Source organism: Paramesorhizobium deserti (assembly GCF_001558695.1).
GTDB classification, from domain to species: domain Bacteria; phylum Pseudomonadota; class Alphaproteobacteria; order Rhizobiales; family Rhizobiaceae; genus Paramesorhizobium; species Paramesorhizobium deserti.
The window spans coordinates 229,672-247,814 of record NZ_LNTU01000001.1 but is presented as its reverse complement, the minus strand read 5'-3'; the positions used below and the strand labels follow the sequence as shown (position 1 = coordinate 247,814).

The 18,143-nt window shown below is 59.8% G+C and carries 20 protein-coding genes; 12 read left to right on the top strand and 8 right to left on the bottom strand.

The annotated features are described in order from the left end of the window. Positions 1-3: 3 nt before the first annotated feature. From ATN84_RS01160 to ATN84_RS01150, 3 genes are read right to left on the bottom strand one after another with little or no spacing between them, the layout of a single operon-like run. Positions 4-1,050: a TRAP transporter substrate-binding protein gene (locus ATN84_RS01160; RefSeq protein ID WP_068879708.1), complete on the bottom strand. Its 1,047-nt coding sequence runs from the start codon at positions 1,048-1,050 to the stop codon at positions 4-6. Positions 1,051-1,085: 35 nt separating this feature from the next. After that, positions 1,086-2,366, bottom strand: a complete 1,281-nt coding sequence (locus ATN84_RS01155; RefSeq protein ID WP_068879707.1) for a TRAP transporter large permease — start codon at positions 2,364-2,366, stop codon at positions 1,086-1,088. Further along, complete coding sequence (locus ATN84_RS01150) at positions 2,366-2,872, bottom strand: TRAP transporter small permease (RefSeq protein WP_068879706.1); 507 nt, start codon at positions 2,870-2,872, stop codon at positions 2,366-2,368. Before ATN84_RS01150 ends, ATN84_RS01155 begins: the two co-directional genes overlap by 1 nt. 273 nt (positions 2,873-3,145) lie before the next feature. Here ATN84_RS01150 and ATN84_RS01145 point away from each other — a divergent pair, with 273 nt between their 5' ends. Then, entirely contained in the window at positions 3,146-4,030 is an 885-nt protein-coding gene (locus ATN84_RS01145; RefSeq protein ID WP_068879705.1) for a MurR/RpiR family transcriptional regulator, read from the top strand. 11 nt (positions 4,031-4,041) lie between these two features. Here the strand turns inward: ATN84_RS01145 and ATN84_RS01140 are convergent, their stop codons facing one another. Then, the gene (locus ATN84_RS01140) at positions 4,042-4,428 is read right to left on the bottom strand and encodes an ester cyclase (RefSeq protein WP_068879704.1); all 387 of its coding nucleotides are present in this window, start codon (positions 4,426-4,428) and stop codon (positions 4,042-4,044) included. Positions 4,429-4,566: 138 nt separating this feature from the next. On the opposite strand from ATN84_RS01140, the gene ATN84_RS01135 reads away from it, so the two are divergent. Both ATN84_RS01135 and bacA read left to right on the top strand, forming a co-directional pair. Then, positions 4,567-5,319 (top strand): 2OG-Fe(II) oxygenase, encoded by a 753-nt coding sequence (locus tag ATN84_RS01135; RefSeq protein WP_068879703.1) that lies wholly within the window; start codon positions 4,567-4,569, stop codon positions 5,317-5,319. A gap of 119 nt (positions 5,320-5,438) precedes the next feature. After that, a complete protein-coding gene (gene bacA / locus ATN84_RS01130; protein ID WP_068879702.1) occupies positions 5,439-6,692 on the top strand; it encodes a bacteroid development protein BacA in 1,254 nt (417 codons plus the stop codon). Between the two features lie 30 nt (positions 6,693-6,722). Here bacA and ATN84_RS01125 read toward each other — a convergent pair whose 3' ends face one another. Continuing rightward, positions 6,723-7,718 (bottom strand): polysaccharide deacetylase family protein, encoded by a 996-nt coding sequence (locus ATN84_RS01125; RefSeq protein ID WP_068879701.1) that lies wholly within the window; start codon positions 7,716-7,718, stop codon positions 6,723-6,725. A 151-nt stretch (positions 7,719-7,869) separates the two neighbouring features. On the opposite strand from ATN84_RS01125, the gene ATN84_RS01120 reads away from it, so the two are divergent. The 3 genes from ATN84_RS01120 to der all read left to right on the top strand — a co-directional run bounded on the left by ATN84_RS01120 (position 7,870) and on the right by der (position 10,695). Beyond that, on the top strand, positions 7,870-8,448 hold the full coding sequence (locus ATN84_RS01120) for an NnrU family protein (RefSeq protein WP_068879700.1): 579 nt from the start codon (positions 7,870-7,872) through the stop codon (positions 8,446-8,448). A gap of 105 nt (positions 8,449-8,553) precedes the next feature. Then, positions 8,554-9,225 carry a tetratricopeptide repeat protein gene (locus ATN84_RS01115; RefSeq protein WP_068879699.1) on the top strand — a complete coding sequence of 224 codons (672 nt, stop codon included), beginning with the start codon at positions 8,554-8,556 and terminating at the stop codon, positions 9,223-9,225. Between the two features lie 18 nt (positions 9,226-9,243). Further along, entirely contained in the window at positions 9,244-10,695 is a 1,452-nt protein-coding gene (gene der / locus ATN84_RS01110) for a ribosome biogenesis GTPase Der (protein ID WP_068879698.1), read from the top strand. A gap of 588 nt (positions 10,696-11,283) precedes the next feature. Here der and ATN84_RS01105 read toward each other — a convergent pair. Together ATN84_RS01105 and ATN84_RS01100 are read right to left on the bottom strand one after the other, a co-directional pair. Beyond that, the gene (locus ATN84_RS01105) at positions 11,284-11,583 is read right to left on the bottom strand and encodes a VOC family protein (protein WP_244490960.1); all 300 of its coding nucleotides are present in this window, start codon (positions 11,581-11,583) and stop codon (positions 11,284-11,286) included. A gap of 192 nt (positions 11,584-11,775) precedes the next feature. Then, entirely contained in the window at positions 11,776-12,528 is a 753-nt protein-coding gene (locus ATN84_RS01100) for a class I SAM-dependent methyltransferase (protein ID WP_068879697.1), read from the bottom strand. A 373-nt stretch (positions 12,529-12,901) separates the two neighbouring features. On the opposite strand from ATN84_RS01100, the gene ATN84_RS01095 reads away from it, so the two are divergent. After that, positions 12,902-14,041, top strand: a complete 1,140-nt coding sequence (locus tag ATN84_RS01095) for a cell wall hydrolase (RefSeq protein WP_068880807.1) — start codon at positions 12,902-12,904, stop codon at positions 14,039-14,041. A gap of 12 nt (positions 14,042-14,053) precedes the next feature. On the opposite strand, the gene ATN84_RS01090 is transcribed toward ATN84_RS01095, so the two are convergent. After that, the gene (locus ATN84_RS01090; protein ID WP_425287372.1) at positions 14,054-14,800 is read right to left on the bottom strand and encodes an SDR family NAD(P)-dependent oxidoreductase; all 747 of its coding nucleotides are present in this window, start codon (positions 14,798-14,800) and stop codon (positions 14,054-14,056) included. A 92-nt stretch (positions 14,801-14,892) separates the two neighbouring features. On the opposite strand from ATN84_RS01090, the gene ATN84_RS01085 reads away from it, so the two are divergent. From ATN84_RS01085 to ATN84_RS01065, 5 genes are all read left to right on the top strand, one after another. Further along, positions 14,893-15,516: a TetR/AcrR family transcriptional regulator gene (locus tag ATN84_RS01085; protein WP_068879695.1), complete on the top strand. Its 624-nt coding sequence runs from the start codon at positions 14,893-14,895 to the stop codon at positions 15,514-15,516. Between the two features lie 207 nt (positions 15,517-15,723). Then, on the top strand, positions 15,724-16,131 hold the full coding sequence (locus ATN84_RS01080) for an AtpZ/AtpI family protein (RefSeq protein WP_068879694.1): 408 nt from the start codon (positions 15,724-15,726) through the stop codon (positions 16,129-16,131). 56 nt (positions 16,132-16,187) lie between these two features. Beyond that, positions 16,188-16,937 (top strand): F0F1 ATP synthase subunit A, encoded by a 750-nt coding sequence (locus tag ATN84_RS01075; protein ID WP_068879693.1) that lies wholly within the window; start codon positions 16,188-16,190, stop codon positions 16,935-16,937. A gap of 68 nt (positions 16,938-17,005) precedes the next feature. After that, on the top strand, positions 17,006-17,233 hold the full coding sequence (locus tag ATN84_RS01070; protein WP_006466154.1) for a F0F1 ATP synthase subunit C: 228 nt from the start codon (positions 17,006-17,008) through the stop codon (positions 17,231-17,233). A 275-nt stretch (positions 17,234-17,508) separates the two neighbouring features. After that, a complete protein-coding gene (locus ATN84_RS01065; RefSeq protein ID WP_068879692.1) occupies positions 17,509-18,138 on the top strand; it encodes a F0F1 ATP synthase subunit B in 630 nt (209 codons plus the stop codon). Positions 18,139-18,143 lie beyond the last annotated feature (5 nt).

Sequence of the window (18,143 nt, the reverse complement as noted above, 5' to 3'; positions counted from 1 at the left end):
TACTTATTGGAGGTAGGAGGAGCCGTTGGCTTTCGATACCTCCGCCTTGAACTGGTCGAGCAGTTCGAGTTGCTTGGCGTCTCCGCTTTCCTTCACCAGCGCCTCGAAGACCGGCTGCGTCGCCTGTTTCATCTTCTCGCGCTCCTCGGGTGAAAGCGCGGTGATCGTCATCTTGTCCTTCAGGCCAGCAAGTCCCTGGTCGGAAGCCTCAATGATCCGCGACAGGCCGCGGCTCGCCGCGACGCAGGACTGCGCTGCATAGCGCAGCGTCTGTTTTTCGCTATCGCTCAGACCATCCCAGAATGTTTTGGAGATCATCAGCGTATAAGGCGAGAAAAGATGGTTGGTGAGCGTGAGATATTTCTGCACTTCGGAGAATTTCGAGAAGGAGATGATCGGTACCGGATTCATCTGGCCGTCGATCACGCCGGTCTGCAGGCCTGAGTAGACCTCGCCCCAGGCAAGCGGATAGGCTTCCGCGCCGAGCGCCTGGACGATCTTCTGATGTGAGGGCAGCGTCATGGTGCGCACGCGGATGCCGGAGAAATCCTCCACCTTGGCGATCTCGCGCTTGGAATTGGTAATTTCGAAGAAACCGCCCGTGTCGGGAAAGCCGAGCACCACCACATCGCCGAGCGTTGTTTCGATATCCCCGGCAAGTGCTGCGCCGAACGGCCCGTCGAACACTTCATAGGTCGCCGCATTGTTGTCGAAGGCGAAGGGGAGGTTGAGCACATCGATACGCGGATAATAGGAGGCGATAGCCCCGGTGGAGGTCAGCGTCGCCTGGATCACGTCGTCACGCACCATCTGGACATGTTCGGCCGCGGTGCCGAGCTGGTTGGACGGATAGACCTCCACCTTGATGCCGCCATTGGTATCGGCTTCGACGATATTGGCGAACACGGCCGTGCAGGCATGGGCCGGGTTCTCGAACGGGTCGGCCTTGTTGTCGTGCCCGAATTTCAGAACCTTGGTTTCGGCAAGCGCGGGCGAGGCGGCGAGCGCCAGCGCCATCACAGCGGTAAGAACGGCTGATTTCGTTTTCATTTTATGTTCCTCTCTTTTTTGGGTTTCAGGCATGGTCAGATGAAGCCGAGCGCCCTCGGCACCGCGAGCGCCAGTCGTTCCCAGAAGGCGAAGACGAAGAGCACGGCGATCTCGGCGATGAGGAAGGGCCAGAGTTTGGCGGCGATTCGCTCGAGCTTTTCCCCCGTCACCGAGGAGAGCACGAACAGGCAGGCGCCGACCGGCGGCGTCATCAGCGAGATGTTGAGCGCCAGGATGAAAATGATGCCGGCATGGATCGGCTGCATGCCGATCTCCTGTGTCAACGGCACCAGCACCGGCGCGAGGATGATCAGGATTGCCGTGATATCCATGATCATGCCGATGGCGAGCAGCACGCAGATGATCAAAAGCAGGATCATCGCCGGGCTTTTCGCATATTCAATAACGAGGCCGGCGATCTCCTGCGGGATGCGGTTGAAGCTCAGCCACCAGCCGAGGAGCGACGCGAAGGCGATGATGACGAAGATAATTCCGGTGATCCGCGCCGTGCGCACCAGCATGCCGAAGAAATCCGCCACACTCAGCGAACGATAGACGAAGACGCCGAGGAACAGCGTATAGGCGACCGCGATGGAAGCCGCTTCCGTCGGCGTGACCACACCGCCGAGAATGCCGCCCAGGATGATGAAGGGCATCAGCAGGGCGGTGATGGAGCTCTTGAAGGTTTTCCAGATTTCACCCGCGCCTGCGCCGGAGGCGGCGAGCGGCAGATTGTTTCGCTTGGCGCCGAGCGCGATCACCGCCATGCAGACCAGGCAGATCAACAGGCCCGGCAAGATGCCGGCCGCGAACAGGCCGCCGATCGAGACGCCCATCAGCGATCCGTAGACCACCATCAGCCCCGAGGGCGGAATCGTCGGGCCGATGATCGAGCCGGCGGCCGTCACCGCGCAGGCGTAATCACGACGGTAGCCCTGGCTGACCATGGCGGGCACCAGCGTCTTGCCGAAGGCGGCGGCATCCGCCGTGGCAGCACCCGTCAGCCCGGCGAAGAATACCGAAGCCAGCATGTTGGTATGGGCGAGCCCGCCGCGAAACCGGCCGACCAGCACATTGGCGAGCTGCACCAACCGCGCCGTGATGCCGATATGGTTCATGATCTCACCGGCCAGGATGAAGAACGGCATGGCGAGAAACGGGAAGATATCGAGCCCGTTGAAGATCTTGCTCGGGCCAATGGCGAGAAAGCGTTCCCCGCCCATATCGACGAGACCGGCGACGCCGGCAGCGCCGATGGCGAAGCCGATCGGCATGCCGAGCAGGATGAGGGCGACGAAGATGAGAAGCACCAGCATCAGATCGCTTCCTCCGTCTGGTCCACCAGCCTCTGGCCTCCAAGGTCGCGCATGAGAACGAGGAGAAGCTGGATCGCGGCCAGCGCCGCGGAAACGGGAATCGCCGCATAAGCCGGCCCGAGTGACAGGCCGAAGATCAGTGCCTGCCGCTTGGCACCATCGAGCGCGAAGCCGATGCCGAACCAGAAGACATAGAGGAACAGCGCCAGCGCAACGATATCCATCGCCATCAGCGATATGCGGCGCAGACTTTCCGGAATGCGGTCGAGCAGGATGGAGAGGCCGATATGCTCCCGCCGGGCAATCCCGCACGAGATGGCCAGCAGCGCCGCCCAGATCATCAAATATCTGGCGAGAACCTCGGGCCAGGGCAGTTGCAGGTGCAGGAGATAGCGGTCGACGACGCCGATCCATACGTCGACGACGAGAAGCAGCATGAGAAGCGCGACGAGCCGCTCGACGGCGGCATTCAATGCGGCACTGAGCCTTGATGCCAGATCACTCATTCATTCCCCTTTGCGGTATTGCCCGCTTGTAGTTAAGCTACATTCTTGTTTGGAATTGCCGCTCTTGTCTAGTTAAATTTCACATATTTTGCCTTTTATGTGCAAAATATGTAGTCTGGCTACATTTTATCGCCTTGGGAAAGCGCATGATCCCTCAGACATTGACAGGCTCCCGGGAAAGGATCATGCGTGAAAACAAGGAGATAGGCCGATAGGGCGACTCGCGGCCGGATAAACCTGTCCACCGGAGGAAACGAGGCGAAAGGAAACGGCATGTCGAAACTTGCGGCTTTCGACCTCATCTCGCGATTGCGCCAGCTCGACGGCTCGTTCAACGCGCGCGAGCAGCGGGTGGCGTCCTATGTCCTGGAAAATCTCGAAACCGCGACGCAGCGTACCGTCTCGGAGATCGCGGCGCTCTGCAATGTCAGCGAGCCGACCGTCATCCGCTTTTGCCGCACGCTCGGCTGCTCCGGTTTCCGCGATTTCAAGATGCGCCTTGCCCAGAATGTCGCCGTCAGCCTGCAATATCTCGCCGCAAGCAGTCCAGATATGGAAGGCTTGAGAAGCGGCATTGATCAGATCCTCGGCGTTTTCTACGCCACGGCCAATGCGGTGCGGGCACAACTGGATGATGAGACCATGGCGCGCGCGGTCGAAGCCATGGCCGGCGCCCGCCGCATCGTCTTCTGCGGGGTCGGCGGCGGCTCGGCGACGGTCGCCTTCGATGCGGCCAACCGCTTCTTCCGGCTGGGCATTCCTTCACAGGCCGTTCATGATGGCCAGCAGCAGCGCATGCAGGCGGCGACCCTGTCGTCGGGCGATGTGCTCTTCTGCGTCTCCTCCAGCGGCAACCCGCAGGAACTGGTGGAAAGCGCCAAGATCGCCCGCCAGTATGGCGCGACCGTCATCGCCCTGACCCGTCCGGCAACCCCTCTTGCCGAGGCTTGCGACATTGCGCTGACCCTCGATATCCCCGAGGACCCGGATATCTATAAGCCCACCGCCTCCCGCCTCGTCCATCTCGTCGTCATGGACACGCTGGCGGCATCGGTCGCCCGGCAGAACTCGGCGACCGCGCTCGAAAAGCTCCGCCGCATCCGCGCCTCGCTTGCCGTGGTGCATGGGCAGACCGGCCCGCAGCCGATCGGCGATTGAGGTTGCGAGACCTAGAGCTGGGCTTCGATCGCCGCCTTGTCGATGACCGACCAGACCTGCGCGATCTTCTCTCCCCGGAATTCGTAGAAGACGTTTTCGCAAAAGGAGACCTTCTTCCCATTAACGGGTAGGCCGAGGAATGTCCCCTTCGGCGTGCAATCGAATTCCAGCCTGCTTGCGATATAGGGCGGATCGGAAACCAGCAATTGAACGTTGAAATGAAGATCCGGAATTGCCTCGAAGTCCTTCTCCAGCATCGCGCGGTATCCCGATAGCCCGAACCGCCGGCCGTTGTGGGAGACTTCATTATCGACGAACTGTCCCAGCCGCGTCCAATCCTGGCCATTGAGACAGGCAATGTAGGCGCGGTAGACCTCTGAGAGGTCGGTTCTCGTCATGGCAATGCTCCCGTGCGTTTAAGATGATGGCATGAGGGTGAATTTTGAACTCGCAGGAGATTTGAAAGCAAGCACCGGAGTGCCTGCCGCAAGCGGATAGAATAGCGAAAGCGGCAAAGCAACTGAAGGACGAACAAGATGAATTCTGCTGTTTCCCGCCCCCGCGAAAGCGCTTCCGCTATTGAGGCTGCGGAGAAGCGTATCGGCGGCTATGACTGGACGGCGCTCGCCTCGAACTTCGATGATTATGGCTGCGCGGTTCTGGAGAAGCTTGTGACGCCGGAGGAGTGCCGTGAGCTCGCCGCGCTTTATCCGCATGAGGAGCATTTCCGCAGCCATATCCATATGGCGCGGCATGGCTTCGGCAGGGGGGAATATCGTTATTTCCGCTATCCGCTGCCGGATCTGATCGCCGGGCTTCGCACCGCGCTCTATCCGCGCCTCGCGCCGGTCGCCAATCGATGGAACGAGCGGATGGGGATGGATACCCGCTATCCCCCGCGCCATGCCGATTTCCTGAAGGCCTGTCATGATGCGGGGCAGGTCCGTCCGACGCCGTTGCTGCTGCAATATGTGGCTGGCGATTTCAACTGCCTGCATCAGGACCTCTATGGCGATCTGGCCTTTCCGCTGCAGGTGGCGATCCTGCTTTCAGAGCCGGGCAGGGATTTCACCGGCGGCGAATTCGTTTTGACCGAGCAGCGCCCGCGCATGCAGAGCCGGGCCGAGGTGGTGCCGTTGAGGCAGGGCGATGCCGTGGCCTTTGCTGTCCACAATCGGCCGGTCCAGGGCAGCAAGGGCAATTACCGGGTTAATCTGCGCCATGGCGTCAGCCGCGTGCGCTCCGGCATGCGGCACACCCTCGGCATTATCTTCCATGATGCGAGATAAATGCCTCATTCGGCAGAATATTACGGTAATTTAATTTCCTGTTAGCGGCATTTTCCATATTGCTGGCACGAAGGCACCTGCAATTAAGCGGGACCTAATTGATCAGGGAATATGCTGCCGTGTTCGTTTCCTTCTTTCCAAAGCCGAAGCTGTTCTTCATTTCGGCTGTCGTCTGGAGCCTCATCGCCATCTTCGGCTGGTTCTTCGGTGGGGAGCAGCTCGGCGCGGTCGTGGGCCTGCCGCCAGCCTTGCCCGGCGCCGCGCCGATCATCGGCGTGTCGGTCTTCTGGTCCACGCCCTTCCTGTGGTTCTATGTCTATTTCACGGCCGTGGTCCTCATTTTCTATGCCTTCTGGTCCGTTTTCTCTCCACATCGATGGCAACTCTGGTCCATTCTCGGCTCTGCGCTGATCCTGTTTGTCACCTATTTCCAGGTGCAGGTCAGTGTGGCGATCAATGCGTGGTACGGACCGTTTTACGATCTCATCCAGCAGGCGCTGGCAAGGACCGCGCCGGTCACCGCCGCACAGCTCTATACGGGCATGCTGGGCGTCGCCGGCATTCTGTTCCTGGCCGTGACGGTTGGCGTTCTCAGCCTGTTTTTCACCAGCCATTATATCTTCCGCTGGCGCACCGCCATGAACGAATATTACATGGCCAATTGGAGCAGGCTGCGCCATATCGAGGGTGCCTCTCAGCGTGTCCAGGAAGACACGATGCGGTTTTCCACGACGGTGGAAAGCCTCGGCGTCAAGCTGGTCAGTTCGCTCATGACGTTGATCGCCTTTCTGCCCGTCCTGTTCACGTTCTCCCATCAGGTGACGGAGCTTCCTCTCATTGGTGAGGTGCCGCATGCCCTGGTGGTTGCGGCCATTTTCTGGTCGGCTTTCGGTACGGGTTTCCTGGCGCTGGTCGGGATCAAGCTGCCGGGGCTCGAGTTCAGGAACCAGCGCGTCGAGGCGGCCTATCGCAAGGAGCTGGTCTACGGTGAGGATGATCCGGAGCGGGCAGAGCCGATTACGGTGGCGGAACTTTTCCACAACGTGCGGCGCAATTATTTCCGCCTGTATTTCCATTACATGTATTTCAATGTCGCCCGTATTTTCTACCTGCAGGCGGACAACATTTTCCCAACACTCGTGCTGGTACCCTCAATTGTCGCCGGTAAGCTGACATTGGGCCTCATGACTCAGATCATGAATGTGTTCGAGCAAGTCAGGGTCTCGTTCCAATATCTGGTCAATTCATGGTCAACGATCGTTGAACTCATGTCCATCTATAAGCGCCTGCGGGCCTTCGAGTCGGTCATCCGTGACGAACCGCTGCCGGAACTCGACAAACGGTATCTCGAAACGCAGGGCGCCGAAGCCTGATGGGAGCCAATTGCCGCCACGCCGGGCAGATCATTGCTCGGCGTGGCGTTCCTCAGGTGCGGTCTTCGCCAGATAGTCGCTATAGGTAACGCACTGCACGTCCGGCTTGGTGCAGACATCGCCGGCGAAGCGCTCCAGCGCTCGCCAATAGGCTCCGGCATTCATCTCCACGAAGTGGAAGCCGAGTTGCAGGGGCACGCGCTCACCCGCATATTGCTGGTCGAATGCCGTCTTGAACGCATCATAGGCGCGCTCCTCAAAGGCCTGCGACTGTGACGGCTTCTCGAAACCGGCCGAATGCCTGATATAAAGATTATAGTCCATCGCGATCACAGGCCGCTGCGACGGACCTTCGGGGATCAGCGGCAGGCCGAAGCTCGCGAGATCGCTGGAGCGCAGCGGCACTTGCGGCCCCCGCGTGACGCCGCTTGCCTGATAGCGGAACCCTTCGGCCTTCAGTGCATTCTGCACCGGCTTCCCCGTCGCCAGATAGGGCGCGCGAAACCCGGTGATGCCGTGTTCCGCCAGGTCGCGCCAGCCCTTCGGCTCGCCGGCAATGCCGTTCGCCGCATAGCCCTCGGCGGCGATGCGGCGAAATTCCTTCAACTCCTGCTCCCACTCCGCGGTGGTCCAGTCCTTGCCGTCGAAATGGCCGCAGCCATGGCTTGCGATCTCATGGCCCTCGAGATGAGCATTCCAGATATTGTCGAGCCGCTCGGCGATCTCCTCTTTGGTGAAGGCGAAGCCGACATTGGAGCGGCCGGCCGCCATGCGCGGCGGCTTGTAGCTGGCGCGGTCGGCCCGCTTCATCAGGAAGACGCAGGAGAGGAAATAGGTGAAGCGCGCCCCGGTCTTCTGACCGAGCGCGCGGCTGCGCTGCCACAGATCGTTGGCATGAGCCCCGTCGAAGGAGATCAGCACATATTGCGGTGGCACCTTGCCACCGGCCGATTGCGTGGCGGAAGCGGATTGCAGGGCGATGAGGGCGCAAAGGGCTGTGGCGGCAAAACGGGAGAAAAAACGCATGGGTCCAGGGAGACTCGACAATTAGGAGGGCCCCGCACGGCTAAAGAGCGAATGTGGCGAAGGTCGGACACGCAGCAATCAGCCGCAGCAAACCTGTGTTGGAACGCCGCCTTGCCCGAGATATGTTGCGGGCAAAGAGGGGGAGGAACCCATGCTCGTACTGATCCTTGGTCTTGTGATTTTTCTCGGCATTCACTCGGTGCGGATCATCGCGCCGCAATGGCGCGAAGCGAAAATCGCCGAATGGGGCGAGGGGACATGGAAGGGGCTCTATTCCGTCGTATCGATAATCGGCTTCATCCTGATCATCTGGGGCTTTGGCATGGCCCGCCAGACGGCTCCCATACTCTACGAGCCGCCGGTATGGATGAGGCACGTCACGCTGCTCTTGATGGTGTTTTCCTTCATCTTCCTCGCCATGTTCCTGATGCCGTCAGGCAAGCTCAAGCCGAAGATTCGCCATCCCATGCTGGTGGCCATCAAGATCTGGGCCTTTGCTCATCTTCTGGCCAATGGCGATCTGGCCTCGCTGGTCCTGTTCCTCTCCCTCCTCGCCTGGGCGGTGTGGGACCGCATCTCGGTCAAGCGCCGCGAGCGTGCGGGAGAGGTGGCCGTGATTGCTTCAGGCCCGGTGATCAACGATATTCTGACAATTATCATCGGGCTGGTGCTCTATGTGCTGTTCTTCTGGAAGCTGCACGAATGGCTGATCGGCGTTCCACCGCTCTAAATTAAAGATCAGGCCTTACATATATATCCAATTCCGACTAAAAGCGCGTGAACTGCTCCTTGCAACAGGCGCATAGGCGAACAGATCACGATTGACGGCAGGTCCATGGCAGACGACAGCTTCATCCGCGAAGTAAATGAAGAACTCCGCTCCGACAGGGTAAAGGCGATCTGGCGGCGTTTCGGTCCGCTGCTGATCGGCGGCGCTGTCGCTGTCGTCCTGGGAACTGCCGCGACGGTCGGCTATCAATACTGGAGCGAATCCCGGGCTTCGCAGTCGGGCGACAGGTTCCTGGCCGCTCTCGATCTCGCGCGCCAGGGAAAGAACGATGAGGCGCTCGCCGCGCTGAGCGAACTGGAAAAGGACGGCTACGGCGCCTATCCCGTGCTGGCGCGCATGCGCGCCGCGACGCTGACCTTCCAGAAGGGTGACGCCGCCGGCGCCGTTTCGGCCTTCGACGCGGTCGCCGCCGACAATTCGGTGGATGCCTCCATCCGCGACATGGCGCGGCTGCGCGCGGCCTTCATCCTGATCGATACCGGCTCTTACGACGATGTCGCAAAGCGCGTCGAGCCGATTTCCACAGATGGCAACCCGATGCGCCATTCGGCGCGCGAGGCGCTGGGGCTCGCCGCCTGGAAGGCCGGGCGCACGGATGACGCAATGCGCCTCTTCCAGCAGATCGCCGACGACAATGGCGCGCCGCCCGATATCCGCCAGCGCGCCAATATGATGCTCGATCTGATCCGCAGCTCCGGCGCCGCGGCGCAGGGTTGAGATTAGGAATAGAAGTATATGAGTTTCACCCTTGCCATTGTCGGGCGTCCGAATGTCGGCAAATCGACGCTTTTCAACCGGCTTGCCGGGCAAAAGCTGGCGCTCGTCGATGATACGCCCGGTGTCACGCGCGATCGCCGCGTGCATGACGGCAAGCTCTATGATCTGAAGTTTAAGGTGGTTGATACCGCCGGCCTCGAAGAGACGGGCAGCGAAACGCTGGAAGGGCGCATGCGCGCCCAGACCGAGATCGCGATCGCCGAGGCCGACGTGATCCTCTTTATGATCGATGCCAAAGGCGGCATCACGCCGGCCGACATGACCTTCGCCGATCTGGTGCGCAAGTCCGGCAAGCCTGTCGTCCTCGTCGCCAACAAATCGGAATCCCGCGGCGCGGAGGCCGGCATGTACGATGCCTTCCGGCTGGGGCTTGGCGAGCCATGCCCGATTTCGGCCGAGCACGGCCAGGGCATACCTGACCTGCGCGACGCGATCGTCGAGGCGATCGGCAAGGAACGCGCCTTCGCCGAGGAGGAAGAGGCGGAAGCGGAAGCGCGCCCTGCCGTCGCCTCGCAGGAAACGACGTTAATCGGCGACGATATCGAGGATCCCGACGCCGAGGAGATCCCGGCCTATGACGCCTCGAAGCCGCTCAGGATCGCCATTGTTGGGCGTCCCAATGCCGGCAAGTCGACGCTGATCAACACCATGCTCGGCGAGGAGCGCCTGCTGACCGGCCCGGAAGCCGGTATCACCCGGGACTCGATCTCGGTCGACTGGGAATGGCGCGGCCGGCGCATCAAGCTTTTCGATACGGCTGGCCTGCGTCGCAAGTCGCGCGTGCAGGAGAAGCTTGAGAAGCTGTCGGTTTCGGACGCCCTGCGCGCCATCCGCTTCGCGGAAGTCGTCATCATTGTTTTCGATGCCACGATCCCCTTCGAGAAGCAGGACCTGCAGATCGCCGATCTCGTCATCCGCGAAGGCCGCGCGCCGGTGATCGCCTTCAACAAATGGGACCTGATCGAGAACCGGCAGGAGGTTCTGGCCGATCTGCGCGAAAAGACGGAGCGCCTCTTGCCGCAGGTGCGCGGGCTTCGCGCCGTCACTATCTCCGGCGAGACGGGGCAGGGCATTGACCAGCTCATGGAGAATGTCGCGCTCACCCATGAGATCTGGAACCGCCGCGTCTCGACCGGCAGGCTCAACCGCTGGCTCGAGGGCGTCGTGACGCACCATCCGCCTCCGGCCGTCTCCGGCCGCCGGCTGAAGATCAAATACATGACGCAGGTGAAGACCCGCCCGCCGGGTTTCGTCGTCTCCTGCTCCAGGCCGGAAGCCATGCCGCAATCCTATGTGCGCTATCTGATCAACGGCCTGCGCGAGCAGTTCCAGATGCCGGGCGTGCCGATCCGCCTGTCGCTCAGGACGTCGGATAATCCTTTTGCCGGCCGGGCGAAGAAACGCCGTTGATATAGACAATAAATATCATTGGGATTTCAGAAAAGCGTATAGCATTATTCTGTAATACTTATACAAAAACAAGTATCTATGGAATTTTCCAGAATCAGTTTGAAAGCCCGTTGAATCTAAACATTAACGGAAAGCCTGTTCTGATTATTTGTTGGGGCGATCGATCGAGCTTCTGTGGAGCGGGTAAAGATTTCCGATATAGGTTGCGTCGGGTAAGTAACTCTCGTGCTTTAATGTAAGTAAGAGAATGAAAATTACATAAGATACTTTTAAAGAAAACAAATTGTTGGGAGATTTTTCAGAATCAATCTGGAGGCTGGTTGATTCTAAACATTAACATTATGAAGTTATCTGCCATTTTTGGTATGGGATTATAAACTCATCAAATTGCATGGAGGAATCCCGGAAAGTTAAACGGATTTGAAATAGAGAATTATCATCGTTGGGATTTGCTGATGCTCATATGGGATATTTGATAGTTTTTCTGATTCAGATAAACAGAAAAATCCCGTAAGATACTGACACTGTGTAGATAATTACTCATATTATTCTTCTATGCGCTGATCGCGCTCGGATTTTTGTCTTTCATCACTGGGCATCATAACAGACGAAGGCGAGCTTGTTGCCGTCGGGATCGCGGACATAGGCGCCGTAGAACCCTTCGCCGTATTGCGGGCGGAAGCCGGGCTCGCCTTCGTCACTGCCGCCATTCCTGATCGCCAGGACATGGAGCCGATCGATCGTCGCGGCGTCCTCCACGAGAAACGCGGTCATGGTGCCGTTGCCAGCCTGCGCGGTCTTTTCATTGAAGGGATAACCGGTGAAGAAGCGCGGAAAGGTCTCGTCGTCCTTCTTGCCCAAGACGCCGACAGGCGATCCCGCCAGCATGGATCGAGCCCCATCGCTTCCATGATTGGATCATAAAAGGCGAGCGAGCGCGCCAGATCGTTTGTTCCCATCATCGTATAGCCGATCATCGCATCTTCTTCTTTCGTGCAGAAAAAAGACTTTCCAACCGTCACGGTTCCCAGCCGTTGCAGTCAGCGATCGGAGGGCAACGTGGAAGAATCGGCCAAAGCCCTATTTGTGTTCAACACTGCCCTGAAATTCATTCTCCCGCAGAACTGCGCCTGACAGGTGCCTGTCCAGCGTGGAATCCGGCAAGACTTCAGGGCTAACTGCGAGAGCATACCAATTCTGACGTGGATGATACCACGGTAGCTCGCGGCCATAGAGCGCCGCCTCTGATAGAAGGGCGGAGACTCGCTCGGGCCGGTATGTTGTGCACCCAGGATAGGTCCATCCAGGCATCTCTTCCGGCGCATGAGGTTGTTTGTCTTTGTGGATGAATGTCACCAGGGCTAGTCCATTTTTGTCGAGCGACTGCCGAATGCTCCGGAGGGCGGTTGAGACTAATTCGGGTCCAGCATGGGAGAAAATAGATTGAGCCACAATGAAATCGAATTTCGTGCCGAAAACTTCGGTATTGAAGTCATCGTTGTGGCTGAAGGACGGTTGTTTCAAATTAACAAGAGCTTGGCCGATCTCATTTTTTATAGCGTCCTCTATTAGCCAGATGTTTGGTTCGATTGCGAAGTAATTTCCGCGATCCAGATACATAATCAGGAACCGTCCCGCACGGAGTGAGCCGCAGCCCAGATCCAGAACCTTATGTCGGTTACGCAATCCCAGAGTCGTTAGTAACCGGAACTGCGTTGCTCCCATGAAATCCCACTGTCCGGGCGGGCCGACATAGGCTGTGTAGTGGTCGGATCCGGGGGGCAGTTTTACGGCGTCGTTCGGGGATAGAAGTCTTGTCTGGTTAGGTTCCAAGAACTGATCCTCACATGCAGCTAATAGTATTAACCTGCGGGAAACGTATGCCACTATTGGCTACAACATCAAGAGATTAACAGACGATATTCAAGGTAGCCGGATGAGTGCGTCGGAAAATGACCAAGCGCATCATAGCGGACCCGCGTCGATAAACCGTTAAAATAAGCTTAAAAAATGAATCACTAAACTCATCTCCCGTTAACCCTCCATCAAGGTTAATGCTTCATTCTCGCATCCATTCGAATTTTACGTGTTTCGAGTGGAGTGTGACGTGCGTCTTGAGTCTTTGCGGGTCCTGCCGGCCCGTTCTGTCTTGTTGTTATCAGGGCGGCTCTCCTCCCGCCGCCGCCGTTCCGATCAGAAGCACGGCCTGGCGGCTCCCGCCATCATCGGCGCGGCGATCTATTTATTCAATCCCACCGTTGTCGCCTTTCAGGACATGGCGAGCCTTATCTCGGCGGGTGAGGGCGGCGGGCAGCGCTGGGCGGCTTTCATGCTGCAGACGCCAGCCGGCTCTATCCACAAGGCCGAAACACCGTTCGTCGATACCTCGCTGATGACCGGCAGCATCAAGGCAGCCGGTATTGATGTGCCGGGTGTCGGGCGCGTTGCCTTCAGCGGCGGGCGGAGCCACGAAAAGCTCGGCATCGCCGATCCCAATCCGGACGAGAACCGCATCAACCGCGCCGCGAAGCAGGGTCGCGTCGTCTCCGTGTTGCCGAAGGCGCCGCCGAGATCCTTCAATGCCGGAACGCTTCTCGAGCGCTCCAGCATGCTGCTGCGCCCGGCCGAGAAGCCGGAGGTGCGCATGGCCTTCACCCGCGCGATCCGCGGCAAGGAGATCGACATCACGCTCGCCTTCCACAAGGTCGAGCCACCAAAGCCGGCGCCTGCCATGCCCACGCAACTGGCGAAGCTCGTCACCAACGACAATCCCGACATCCTGGCGACGGGTTATGCGCCGTCTGAGCCGGATTATGCCAAGGTATCGCCCTTCGCGAGCATTCTGACGGAAGAGAAGAACAAGGGCCGCTTTACGCCGCCGGTCGGGCCGGAAGATCACCCCTGGGCTGCTTCCCCGCTGCCGCCGCTGGTCTTCACCGCGAAGGAGCAGAAATGCCTTGCCGAGGGCATCTATTTCGAGGCGCGCGGCGAGCAGATCAAGGGACAGGCGGCTGTGGCGCAGGTCATCCTCAACCGCGTCCGCAACCCGGCCTATCCCAAGACTGTCTGCGGCGTCGTCTATCAGAATGACGACTGGCGCAATCGCTGCCAGTTCTCCTTCGCCTGTGACGGCCGCCGCCACCGCGTGACCGAGCCGAAGCATTGGCGTGTCGCGCAGGACGTGGCGAAGGCCGTCTCCGCCGGCCAGATCTGGCTGCCGGAGGTGGGGTCGGCGACCCATTATCACGCCACCTACGTCAAGCCGCGCTGGGCCCGCACCATGGAGCGGGTCAAGAAGATCGGGCTGCACATCTTCTACCGCACCTATGGCGGCGGCTGGAGCTGAGCGAAAGGCCCGTCACACATTGGCTCCGCTGTCCATCACCAGCGTGGCGCCGGTGACGAAACGCGCCTCCTCGCTGGCAAGCCATGCCACAAGGCCGGCGATATCCTGCGGCGTGGCATAGGTTGGAATGGCCATCCGGGCGCGCTGCGCATCCGCATGGTCCGTGTCGGCGGGGTTCATGTCCGTATCGGTCGAGCCGGGTTGCACCAGGTTGACGGTAATCCTCTTCGCCCCGAGGTCACGCGCGACGCCCTTGGTGAGGCCGATGAGCGCCGCCTTGCTCGCCGCATAAAGGCTCATGCCGGCAGCCGGAACCTGTTCGGCCAGATTGCTGCCGATGGAGATGATTCTTCCGCCCTCGGGCAGGTGCGGGACGGCGGCTTTGATGGCCACGAAGGTGGCGCGCGTGTTAACCGCCATCATCTCGTCATAGGCCTCGAGCGTCACCTCTTCGATTGGTGCCATTGAAAAGATGCCGGCATTGTTGACGAGAATGTCGAGCCGGCCGAACGCCTGCACCGTGGCGGCGACGGCGGATTGGATGGCGGCGGCATCCCGGTTGTCCGCCTGGATCGCCCGGCTGCGCCGCCCGGCCTTTGCGATATCCGCCGCAACGCCTTCGGCCTTTTCCGGCGAGCGCGCATAGGTCAGCGCCACATCGGCGCCATCTGCCGCCAGCCTTCGGGCGATCGCCGCTCCCATGCCACGGCTTCCGCCGGTCACCAGAGCCACCTTTCCATTCAAACGGGTCATATCGATTCCTTTCTGTATTGATCGATACAGAAAGCATTCCAGCCTTGTACGGAGCCGTCAAGTGATTTATTTATCGATCGGCACAGAAAGGATTTCGCATGTCGGAAAGAGGCCGGCCGCGCAGCTTTGATCGGGCGAGAGCGCTAGAGCGCGCCATGGAGGTCTTCGAGGAGAAAGGCTATGACGGCGCGTCCATGACGGATCTGACGAAAGCCATGGGCATCAACTCGCCAAGCCTCTATGCGGCCTTCGGCTGCAAGGAGGCGCTGTTCGGCGAAGCGGTCGATCTCTACGCCGCGCGGGGCGGCGTCATGTGGGATGCCGTACCGGCGTCGCCGACGGCAAAAGCCGGGGTTGAGCATCTGCTGCGGTCGAGCGCCCTTGCCTTCACCGCCGGAGACAAACCGCGCGGGTGCCTGATCGTGCTGGGTGTCCTGCATGAAGACGAGGGCAATAACGGCGCCTGGCGCATGTTGCACGACCACCGTGCGGAAAATTTGCTGGCGCTGCGCCAGCGGTTGGAGCGCGCCGTGGACGAGGGGGAGTTGCCGGAAGGGATCGATTGCCGGGCGATCGCCGCGTTCTATATGACGGTGCAGCAGGGGATGGCGCTCCAGGCGCGCGATGGCGCCACACGGGAGACGCTTCTGAGGATTGCCGAATCCGCCATGGCGGCATGGGAAAAGCTGACCGCTTCCACCGCTCTTCAGCCGGGCGATTGAGCGATTGTCTGCGCCTGATTAGCGCACCAGGGCGGACAATTCCGGAGACTTTGATACCACAAATCGACTAATCGATTGATTCAAAAGCATAAAAAACCTTTTTAAGTGTTGATTGCTTCGCCTTGACTAGCAGGCGGGCTGTCAATATGTTGCGCGCGACTTTGAAGCGGGGCCGAAGCCTTGCACCAACGCGCTCGAGGAGGCGTCATGGCAACCGGGAAGAAGCCCGATCAGCCGGATCGCACCGCCCGCGCGCAGGGTGCGGACAGCGGCCCTTTTTCGGGGGATCTGGACGAACGTCGCCGCCGTCTCGAGGCCGAATTGGCAAGGACAGGCGCGTTGAAGAAGCCAGGCGCTCCGGAAGAACGGTCGGGATCGTCCGCCGGTGTTGCGCAGGCCATGAAACTGTCGAGCGAGTTCATCGCCGGGGTTTTGGTGGGTGCGGCGATCGGCTGGCTGATCGACCATTTCGCTGGGACGTCGCCGTGGGGTTTGATCATATTCCTGCTCCTCGGTTTCGTTGCCGGTGTGCTCAATATTCTGCGTTCGTCGGGGCAGGTCGCACAAACCGGCATCCAGCCCGGGCGGATGCCGGACGATAAGAACAGGAATTAGGCCTTCGGGCCGGAAACTGAAACGCCTTCGGGCATGGGACGACAGACGAGGTTAAGGTGGCTAACGATCCGATCCATCAGTTCCAGGTCTCCAGATGGATTCCTATCGAGGTTGGCGGAGTCGATCTGTCCTTCACCAATGTTTCGGCCTTCATGGTGATGACGGTCGTGGTGGCATCCGGCTTTCTCCTCTTTACTTCGTCGAGCCGCGGCCTGATCCCGACCAGGCTCCAGTCCGTCTCGGAGATGGCCTATGAATTCGTGGCCTCCGCCTTACGAGATTCGGCCGGATCGCAGGGAATGAAGTTCTTTCCCTTCGTCTTCTCGCTGTTCATGTTCGTGCTGGTCGCCAATTTCCTCGGCCTGTTCCCCTATTTCTATACGGTGACGAGCCAGATCATCGTCACCTTTGCGCTGGCCGTTCTCGTCATCGGCACAGTCATTATCTACGGTTTCTGGAAGCATGGCTTCGGCTTTCTCAAGCTTTTCGTGCCGAGCGGCGTTCCGGCCATCATCGTGCCGCTGGTCGTTCTGATCGAGGTCATTTCCTTCCTCTCCCGCCCTGTCAGCCTCTCGGTTCGTCTTTTCGCCAACATGCTGGCCGGCCACATCACGCTGAAGGTTTTCGCAGGCTTCGTCGTCTCGCTCAGCGCGCTTGGCGCAGTCGGCGTCGGCGGCGCCATCCTGCCGCTGCTGATGACGGTGGCGATCACGGCGCTCGAATTCCTCGTCGCCTTCCTGCAGGCCTATGTCTTCACCGTTCTCACCTGCATGTACATCAACGATGCGGTGCATCCGGGACACTAAAGTTTCACCGGCGGACTTCCGCCAGAACTGAAATCCGCAGTTAGTTTTCAATCCAGAAGGAGTTCAACATGGAAGCGGAAGCAGCAAAGTACATCGGCGCCGGTCTCGCCTGTTTCGGTATGGCCGGTACGGCCCTCGGCCTCGGCAATATCTTCGGCAACTATCTTTCCGGCGCCCTGCGCAACCCGTCCGCCGCTGACAGCCAGTTCGGCCGTCTGGTGTTCGGCTTCGCCGTGACGGAAGCTCTGGGCATCTTCTCGCTGCTCATCGCGCTTCTGCTCCTGTTCGCCGTCTGATCGGCTGACTTGAATCGGCCGGCCGCGTCCGGACGTGCCTTCAGGCACTGTCATCGCGGCCGGTTCTTGCTTTACAGCGCCACCCGTCCATATGGACGTTGCATGAAAGCGCTGTAGCAACCGAAGATCGATACCGGTTTTCGGCGATGCTGTAGAGCACCCATGCGTCGTGAGGATGTATGAAGCGCTCTGACGTTTGGACCTGCGTATGATCCTCCCCAGCGGTTTCCGTTTGCGGATCGTGCGGCAGGTGCCTGAGTTAAAGGGGATGATGGATGTTCGTGTCCGCGGCGTTTGCCCAAAGCGAAACCCAATCTCAACCGGCTGAAACACCGGCGGTTGATCATGGCACCCCGGCCGGGGATGCCGAGGCCGTGCACACCGAGACCGGCGTGCCGCATGATGCCGGTCACACCGGCGTATTTCCGCCGTTCGATTCCACCCATTACGCATCCCAGGTTCTGTGGCTGGCCATCACCTTCGGGCTTTTCTATCTCTTCCTGTCGCGCGTGGTCCTGCCGCGCATCGGCAGTGTGATCGAGACCCGCCGTGATCGTATCGAACAGGATCTCGAGCAGGCCGCCCGCATGAAGCAGGATGCCGACAGCGCCATTGCCGCCTATGAGCAGGAACTGGCCGAGGCCCGCCTCAAGGCCGGCGGCATTGCGCAGGAAGCCCGCGACAATGCCAAGAGCAAGGCGGAAGCCGAGCGCGCCGCTGTCGAGGCTTCGCTCGAGACGAAGCTCAACGAGGCCGAAAGCCGCATTGCCGCGATCAAGGACAAGGCCATGAGCGATGTCGGGGCCATTGCCGAGGATACGGCGACCGAGATCGTGAAACAGCTTATTGGCGGAAGCGTCGACAAGGCTTCCGTTTCGGCTGCAGTCAAAGCCGTTCGCGGCTAAGGAGG